Below are 7,654 nucleotides of genomic sequence, written 5' to 3'. Positions count from 1 at the left end.
GATTGCAGGTTGGTTGCAAATAATCCTGGCTCAGTTGCATTTAATCCTGGCTGAAGCGCAATTATAGTTGCATTTAATCCTGGTTTGTAAATGTCTTGATTGCAGGTTTTAGCGATTAGTATTGCAGGTCGTTACAACTAGCTACCTTTTAACTGTGATTGAAAGGGAGTTGGTCGTCAGCCCAGATATAACTAGCTTTACGATGTAGAAATTAACAACTCTCATTTAGGATTTGATTGTAGAGATAATTTTCTAATTCTGTGTCTACTTTTAATGCAAAGCGAATTTCTCTATCCTTAATTTGAGGAAACCAAGATTTTCCAAAACGGTTAAGTAAGCTACCTCCTATTTGTGCTGCTCTTTCAATTTCATACTGTAAATATAAAGCAGTTACAAATGCAGCTACTCTTGCTTGGTTTTCTCTATCCTTTCTTATGCAAGTACTAATTGCTATCTTTACAGCTTCTTCAGGTGAATGAAGATTAACGTTACCTGTTGCGACCTGTATACTATCAAAAAATTTTAGTCCTAAATTATAGACTTGTTTTTTAGTCTTTTCATCATTAGCTAGACTCCAAAATAAACCAACCGCTATTTTTTCAATAGATAGAGGAAGCATATATTTTTATAAGTTATAAATTGATAATAAACCTTGTAAACTAGTTTGAGCAATTATACATAGCTAAATTTTACTTTCTCACAAACCTATCTAAAATACTTTTGGCACAAGTATAAAGTTTTATATCATTGCCATTGTGAGCAAGTAGGTAAAACACTTCCCATTCATCAGGCGTAATACTTAAATACTCCCCAGGTTTATAGTTATCTGCGGATGCTCTCATTTTTTGACTAGAACCTGTTTTTGATTTAATCTTCAGGTAGCGTCCCCTATATCCTGTTTTGCGAACCTTGACTTCCCATAAACAACTGCTACTGTCTTGTATATTAGCCTCACCTAAATCTTCTTTACCACCATGCCATAATTCATTCCATATTGCCTCACTACCTTTAGCTAATTTATATAACATGACAACATCAGATGGATTCATACTTCTTTTTTCAAAACTAGGAATATGCAATTAAAGTATTGAAAATTTGAAAATAACTGGTTGGGGAAGCAGGAAAAAAATCTAGCACCCCAGCCACACTAAAAAATAATGCCCTCTTCCTTTATCTTACGATTTGCGTCTTGTCCTATCTTGCCGACCACAGTCGTTGATGATTTAGAAGATGTTGCCTCTTTAGGGAATTTGTTTAAACCTTTAGCTTGGTCTGTAAACGTGATCCAACCTTCTTTTATTAAGAAGATTAAAATATTTTCTAATTCCTCGTGGTTTATATCCGTTTTTTCAGGAAAATCGCTATAAATTGCTATTTTTGAGATGTCTTCAATATTCTGAGCAACTTTAACAACAGTATCAATTACTAGCTTTTTCTGTTTTTCGGTCATGTGTATTACATATATTTTATACGTAGCCTTTTCTGTATAACCTATACAATTAAATACGTAAATAATAATATTGCAAAACTTATTACTCAGCATTCAATAAGAGAAGCAGAACTTGTAAGATTTACATCGCTGAGACTAATTCCCACTTTCACCTGAATTAATAAGCCTCACCGAATCGGAGTAAACTTTCTATCTGCTGAAGTGTGTCTGTCTGCTACTCTGTCGCTTCTGTCCATTGCTGCATAAGAATTCTGTCTAATCCTGTCCGTTCTGTCCGTCTGTCTGAAAATCGCTGATTTCGATGGTCGAGGCATCAAGCCAGATGGCCAGTCAAAGAGAACAGGGTGGGGTATTATTCGCAATTGACGACAGAGGATTGAGTCATGTCGTAAATTACGACATTTGATTGATTCATCTCGTCAATTACGACATTCGATTGATTCATGTCGTCTCTGGCTTTCAAACCAATATCTCGACGAATACTTTGTAATAACTCTAGACCCGTGCGTTGAGAATTGGGGTTAGCTGACCAAATCGCGTTAACTGTAATCTCAGTACCTTGCAAGAATGCGTTTACTGCCCCCACGAAGTAATCACCATCTTCGTAGTCTAGGCGGACTAGGTAAACAAAGTTTTTGTCAGGGTAGAAGGTATTTTTTAACTCACTGGCTTTTTGATAGTCGAGGTGTTCTTCGGTCAAGTAGGTAATTTTTGGTTTATTGGGCTGACTGAATCCCCCTGATTTAGCCCAATTGGGATCTAACTTCTTGCGCCTTTTGGCTTCTCCCATTATCGACTCCTTTGTGCTACCGAGTGCAGAATCAAGGTTAAATCCATCTTAATTGTCCCGGAAAATAGCGATCGCTCTCCCTGCGCCTGTTGTGCTACCACCAACCACGATTGAGATAACACCCACTCTGTGTCTGGAGCCTTAATAAACGCGGGATTATCATCTCTCAGAGAGAAGGTAGAGGACATCCCCAGAGGCAAAATTAAATTCTCGCATTCTGATTCTGATGCTAAACAGGGGCTAACCAAGACTGACCTGTGTGAGCGGATAAATATCAACGGCAGTCAAATCAATCAATGGGCGCAGAAGGCGAATCTCTTGGGCTGTCAGTAAAGCCAGACTATGAGGCGATACGCTCACGCACCCTCAGCTTGCCTGAAATGGGGCGGCAGTCGGCAGATATCATGGCGATTGATGACTTATCCGGGAACTTCAAAAACTACCTGCTGGCATGAGCAAGCACAAGCAGTAGAGGCTATAACAATATAATAAGTGCTATGCAAGCACAAGCAGTAGAGGCTATAACAATATAAGTGCTATCAAGTCTATCAGCCAGGACAGATCGAACTCCAAGAATTTTATCTTTTCTAATTAACTAAATATGGGTGTATTTAACAAAATTACAGCGACGTTTCAGGAGTCTAGACAATTCCTAAAAAAAAGTCTAGAAGAATACATTCTGTTTAGCTCAGAAGCTAAACAATTGACTTTGAAAAAACCAATAGTTTTACTTCTATGTCAACAAGCAGAATCTAGAGTTGAGCAATTAATCAGCTTAAAACCAGACACTGATGAGGGACTTATTGCGACAATAGAGTACAATAAGATTCAAGTTAAATTACATTTTACTCCTGAGAAAATAACTCTTAATGAAGATTGTATTGAAGGGGTACTTAGCTTATTAAAACCCCCTCAATTTGATACAGAATCGATAGTTTACCGTTACCTCATTGCAGGCTGGAAAACATTTTTGGGAGGGAAACTTCCCAATGGGGCTTTACCAAAAGACGTTAGAATTGAAAATAATAAGGTTTACTATACTCTTCCTCGAAATCAATTGCAGCTTTTAGAGGACTTTTTCCATAGTCTTGAAAATGGTTCTGCTTTAATAACTAACCTTAAACAAGGAGATTTAACTATTGAAACTTCAGTAGCTTTAAGTTGGAATAATTTCAAGCTTAAAAATATACTTCAGCTTCTGAATCTCAAATAGGCGTAAAAATAGAGAAATAGTTCTTATTTTCCTTTTAATAATAGCCACAACCGCGCAATACGCCTGCGCGGTTGCACCCGGAGAATTGCGCTCGGCTAATAAAACCTGCTTATATTTGCAGCGCGATAACCACTTGCAGGTATAGTCCGCACTACTAGGATTCGCTCATCTTGCGGCTTGCTCAACTGTCTATACTCCCTTCTACACTCCGGTAGATAAATAGCTACTATCAGTGAGTGATATCAACTGTGGGCTACGTTCTAGAGGAAATTTGCACACTGGGTTAATGCGATCGCAACTGATGTCCAAATGGGAACCATAAAAATACATCACAATAGATTTGTTTACCCATGTCTGACGAACAAGAGCATAATTCCGCTTTTAACGCTGGGGCCAATATTAACGTTCAACACGCCCAATTACAGGATCTATCCTTAAGTGCGGCGCGTAGATTATATAAAGGTGGGATTCGACCTGGTGAGCCGATAAGAACCAGGGTGCAAGCCCAAGAAATGTTAGACAAGATCCCCCCATCTCAAAGAGCAGGCATTGATGGCAAGTCTGCTGATGTTAATACCCAAAAATATTTATCAGATAAGCACGCTAGTCACATCAAACCTCACAGCAAGGGTGGTTCTAACAATCCCAACAATATCAAATGGGAGAATGCTAAAGACAATGTGGCTCGTGGTGATAAAACCATGACTTGGCAGGAGAAAATGAGACTAGATGCAAAATGGCAGTTTGACAACCTGACAGGTGCTGTCAAAGCAGGTTTTCAAGCTGCACCTTTGGGGGCTGCTGTGGGTGCAGTGACAGCCGCACCTTTTTCGCTTCTAACTAATGCACTGCGTGTAGTCCGAGGTGAAATCTCTGCACAGGAAGCGACTACAGCAACATTAAAAGATACCGTTATGGGTGGTGCGGTTGGAGGCGCAACGGCATTTGCAACTACAGCAGTAGCAGCAGCTTGTCCACCAATAGCGATCGCTTTAACCGCAGCAGCACCAGTTTTAGCTGTTGTTGGAACTGCGGGTATGGTTTACGAGTTTTTCAAAATCCTCGATGACCATAAACAAACGGTGAAAATCTATTATGAATCTTTAACTCAACAAGAATTAGAAAGATTACAGGCAATTGAGAACGAACTGAGTTATGAACACAATAAAAACCTAGAGTTTTTGGCCCAAGCGGAAGCAATTAATCAAGAAATTACAAATCGCCCAATTGTACCGGGGGTAGAAGGAGCTATGCAACGTTTACGTGAATCAGTCGCTATTGCTCAATCTTTAGGACTCACCTCAGCAGATAGTAAGTTACTGCCTGATTCTCAAGTTCTTTACCTTCCTCCTCATTCCTAGAGAATTAGTCAAAAATTCTATGATTTTTATAATTCCTCTTGTGTTCGGTGCTTTAGGGGCGGCGGTTGGTGCTGTTGCAGGTGCTTTTACTGCTCATGCTGCTGGAGAAAAGGACAGACAAGCAGCCAAGCATCACAGACAAGTTGCAAATGAATTAACGGGCAAATACGCTTCTTTAGAGAAGAAATATTATGAATTTGCTGATGAAAGCAAAAGACAGATTAATGATTTAACTCGTCAACACGCATTAGATGAAGTTGAAAAAGACTGTTTGCGTTTGGCAGTGCGATTGCAACAAAATCTCATTTCCTTAATGTGGGAGATTGATAGAGAATCAACAGCAGATGCTTTCTACAGATTTAAAGCAGCAGTGGAGCAAACAAACCAAGTTCTCTACCAACTAAAAGAAGAGTTAATTATTGTTCCAAATGACTACTATGCAAGTCTTTTAACAGCAATAGCTGATAGGAGTGATAACAATCAACCTAATTTAGAAGCAAATAAGACTTTAGCTCTCACAGAAGAAGATGACAATGATGAAGCTCCTGCCCAAATTATCAATATCAAAGTAATTGGAATTGGCTGGGACGGAATCAATGCTGTCAACCACATGATTGAAACTAATATATCTGGGGTGGAATTTTGGGCAATTGACACAGATATAGCAATGCTTTACCGACGCGCTACTGCTCCTAATTCTTTACAAATAGGTTCTGAATTAAATCGCCCTTTAAATTTAAGTGATATAGGTTGGGGTGAGATGGTAGCTAATGAATCCCGTGATGAGATTGCCGGAGTTTTAGATAAAACTAAATTGGTATTTATTGTTGCTAGTATTGGAGATGATACTGCTGTGGGGGCAGCTTCAATTGTCGCAGAAGTAGCCAAAGAAATGGGCGTTCTTACTATTGGTGTGGTAAATCGTTCATTTTTCGATAGTCAAATAGAACCACTCAAAAGCCGAGTGGATACGCTGATTATTATTCCTAGCTACAGACAAAGTGAAATTACTCCTGAACAAGATTCTGTGCCAAAAGCCTACTATGACCGTTTTATATATGATCTGTTGCGTCAAGCAGTGCAATGTATCTCTAATCTTATTACTATCCCCGGATTGCTGAATCCTCACTTTGCCGATGTGTGTACTGTGATGACAGATAGGGGAGCGGCATCAATGGGGATTGGTGTCAGTTCTGGAAAATTCAGAGCTAGGAAAGCTGCAAAGGCAGCTATTTCTTCACCATTTTTAGAAGGCTCCATTGAAGAGGCTAAAGGAGTTGTCTTTAATATTACTGGTGGCAGCGATCTCACTCTAAATGAAGTGAATACGGCTGTAGAAACAATCTATAAATTTGTTGATCCAAAAGCCAGTATTTCTTTTGGGACAACAATTGATGACCAACTCAAAGATGAGGTAATAATTACAGTTATTGCTACTGGTTTTAAATATTTAGGACTATATAAAAAATTACGGAATTTACTTGCAGATGGCAAATGGGAAGAAGCTGATAATGAAACAGCAAAGCTTATCCTTAAATTATCTGGACAAAGATATGAAATGAGTTCAGAATATAAAAAAAATGTTCCGGCTACAGAATTTCATACTATTGACAACCTTTGGAACAAATATAGTAATGGGCGTTTTGGGTTCAGTGTTCAAAAGCGTATTTGGCAAGAAGAGTACAGGAAATTAGGTGAATTTAATAGTAAAAAAAATTATGCACAATTTTGTGATGTGGTAGGCTGGCGTGTCATCAATGGTTGTTTGCTATCTTCTTATCTTAACTTCTCTTTCGATGCACCATTAGGACATCTGCCAGTGAAAGTAGCTTGTCAAGGTGGGAGTGCGGCAAGTTTTTTATGCTCAGTTTATAAGTCTGAACAGGAAGAGGAAGAAACGCTAGGAATATATCAGGAAGAGGAAGAAACGCTAGGAATATATGTGAATCTAAAAAAAATATTATTAGAGGGTAAATGGAAAGAAGCTAACGAAGAAACTAGGATAATTATGCTCAAGATAGCTGGTCAAAGTCAAGAAGGATTTTTTCAAGAAGAAGACATTGAACATTTTCCCAGCCACGACCTTGAGACTATTGACAGACTTTGGTGTACCTATAGCCATGATCATTTTGGCTTTAGTGTTCAAAATCATATTTGGCAAAACGTGCAAGAAGATTGGCATGAATTTGGTGATTGTGTGGAATGGGGATATTATGATCGGTGGGATAATCTTCAATGGATATCGAAGGAAGAAATAATTTTTAATTTAAATGCACCTAGAGGTCATCTTCCTGCTGTTTTTCCATGCGTAACTCAATCTAGAGGTTTTTCGGCACGACTTGTTTGGTCTGTTCTCTCAAAATTTCAGTCAGAATTTGATCCAAAAGAGGTAGACTTCCTAAAAAGATTGGAACCTATTGGAATATATCAAAGACTGAAACGTTTACTAGCAGCAGGAAAATGGAGAGAGGCTAATCACGAAACAAGAAGGGTCATGCTAAAGTTAGCTGGTCGAATTAAACAAGGTGATTTTCCCAAAGGATATATATGTTCCTCTCAATACATTTATATTATCGACAAACTTTGGGTTATTTACAGCAAAGGTCACTTTGGCTTTAGTGTACAGGAAGACATTTGGCAAGAAGTGGATAAAGATTTCCAAGATTTTGGTACTCGTGTGGGATGGGGTTTGAAAAGGCGTAAGGATTATTTTTGGTATCGGCTCAATAAGTAGGGGTAGGAAAAAAAATAAAGTCAGCGAGGGACACGCAATATCATAAAATATGAGACATGACGCAAAAGCTAGATTCGAGTAAAAAATGGGGAGAAGAGATACTGCA

Annotated in this window: 8 protein-coding genes; 3 read left to right on the top strand and 5 right to left on the bottom strand. The window is 38.6% G+C overall.

The window, feature by feature from the left end; genetic code table 11:
* Nucleotides 1–211: 211 nt before the first annotated feature.
* The 5 genes from ACEW80_RS18265 to ACEW80_RS18245 form a co-directional block, all read right to left on the bottom strand.
* Nucleotides 212–619, bottom strand: coding sequence for a hypothetical protein (locus ACEW80_RS18265; protein WP_373527952.1), 408 nt, complete (start codon nucleotides 617–619; stop codon nucleotides 212–214).
* A 70-nt stretch (nucleotides 620–689) separates the two neighbouring features.
* Nucleotides 690–1,049: a hypothetical protein gene (locus ACEW80_RS18260; protein WP_373527951.1), complete on the bottom strand. Its 360-nt coding sequence runs from the start codon at nucleotides 1,047–1,049 to the stop codon at nucleotides 690–692.
* A gap of 98 nt (nucleotides 1,050–1,147) precedes the next feature.
* Complete coding sequence (locus ACEW80_RS18255; RefSeq protein WP_373527950.1) at nucleotides 1,148–1,450, bottom strand: hypothetical protein; 303 nt, start codon at nucleotides 1,448–1,450, stop codon at nucleotides 1,148–1,150.
* Nucleotides 1,451–1,802: 352 nt separating this feature from the next.
* Entirely contained in the window at nucleotides 1,803–2,240 is a 438-nt protein-coding gene (locus ACEW80_RS18250; RefSeq protein WP_373527949.1) for a hypothetical protein, read from the bottom strand.
* Nucleotides 2,240–2,488 carry a hypothetical protein gene (locus tag ACEW80_RS18245; protein WP_373527948.1) on the bottom strand — a complete coding sequence of 83 codons (249 nt, stop codon included), beginning with the start codon at nucleotides 2,486–2,488 and terminating at the stop codon, nucleotides 2,240–2,242. The genes ACEW80_RS18250 and ACEW80_RS18245 overlap by 1 nt, the downstream gene beginning before the upstream one ends.
* A gap of 353 nt (nucleotides 2,489–2,841) precedes the next feature.
* On the opposite strand from ACEW80_RS18245, the gene ACEW80_RS18240 reads away from it, so the two are divergent.
* The 3 genes from ACEW80_RS18240 (at nucleotide 2,842) to ACEW80_RS18230 (ending at nucleotide 7,548) form a co-directional block, all read left to right on the top strand.
* Nucleotides 2,842–3,453 (top strand): hypothetical protein, encoded by a 612-nt coding sequence (locus tag ACEW80_RS18240; protein WP_373527947.1) that lies wholly within the window; start codon nucleotides 2,842–2,844, stop codon nucleotides 3,451–3,453.
* Between the two features lie 350 nt (nucleotides 3,454–3,803).
* Complete coding sequence (locus ACEW80_RS18235) at nucleotides 3,804–4,814, top strand: hypothetical protein (RefSeq protein ID WP_373527946.1); 1,011 nt, start codon at nucleotides 3,804–3,806, stop codon at nucleotides 4,812–4,814.
* 19 nt (nucleotides 4,815–4,833) lie between these two features.
* Nucleotides 4,834–7,548 carry a GUN4 domain-containing protein gene (locus ACEW80_RS18230; protein WP_373527945.1) on the top strand — a complete coding sequence of 905 codons (2,715 nt, stop codon included), beginning with the start codon at nucleotides 4,834–4,836 and terminating at the stop codon, nucleotides 7,546–7,548.
* The last annotated feature ends 106 nt before the right edge of the window (nucleotides 7,549–7,654 follow it).

The sequence above is a fragment of the Nostoc sp. genome, assembly GCF_041747015.1.
Lineage (GTDB): Bacteria > Cyanobacteriota > Cyanobacteriia > Cyanobacteriales > Nostocaceae > Nostoc.
This window is presented reverse-complemented; position numbering and strand designations above follow the sequence as displayed.

Excerpts from the sequence above, each read along its gene's own strand:
- ACEW80_RS18265 (WP_373527952.1), bottom strand. The coding sequence starts at position 619 with ATGCTTCCTCTATCTATTGAAAAAATAGCGGTTGGTTTATTTTGGAGT.
- ACEW80_RS18260 (WP_373527951.1), bottom strand. The coding sequence starts at position 1,049 with ATGAATCCATCTGATGTTGTCATGTTATATAAATTAGCTAAAGGTAGT.
- ACEW80_RS18255 (WP_373527950.1), bottom strand. The coding sequence starts at position 1,450 with ATGACCGAAAAACAGAAAAAGCTAGTAATTGATACTGTTGTTAAAGTT.
- ACEW80_RS18250 (WP_373527949.1), bottom strand. The coding sequence starts at position 2,240 with ATGGGAGAAGCCAAAAGGCGCAAGAAGTTAGATCCCAATTGGGCTAAA.
- ACEW80_RS18240 (WP_373527947.1), top strand. The coding sequence starts at position 2,842 with ATGGGTGTATTTAACAAAATTACAGCGACGTTTCAGGAGTCTAGACAA.
- ACEW80_RS18235 (WP_373527946.1), top strand. The coding sequence starts at position 3,804 with ATGTCTGACGAACAAGAGCATAATTCCGCTTTTAACGCTGGGGCCAAT.
- ACEW80_RS18230 (WP_373527945.1), top strand. The coding sequence starts at position 4,834 with ATGATTTTTATAATTCCTCTTGTGTTCGGTGCTTTAGGGGCGGCGGTT.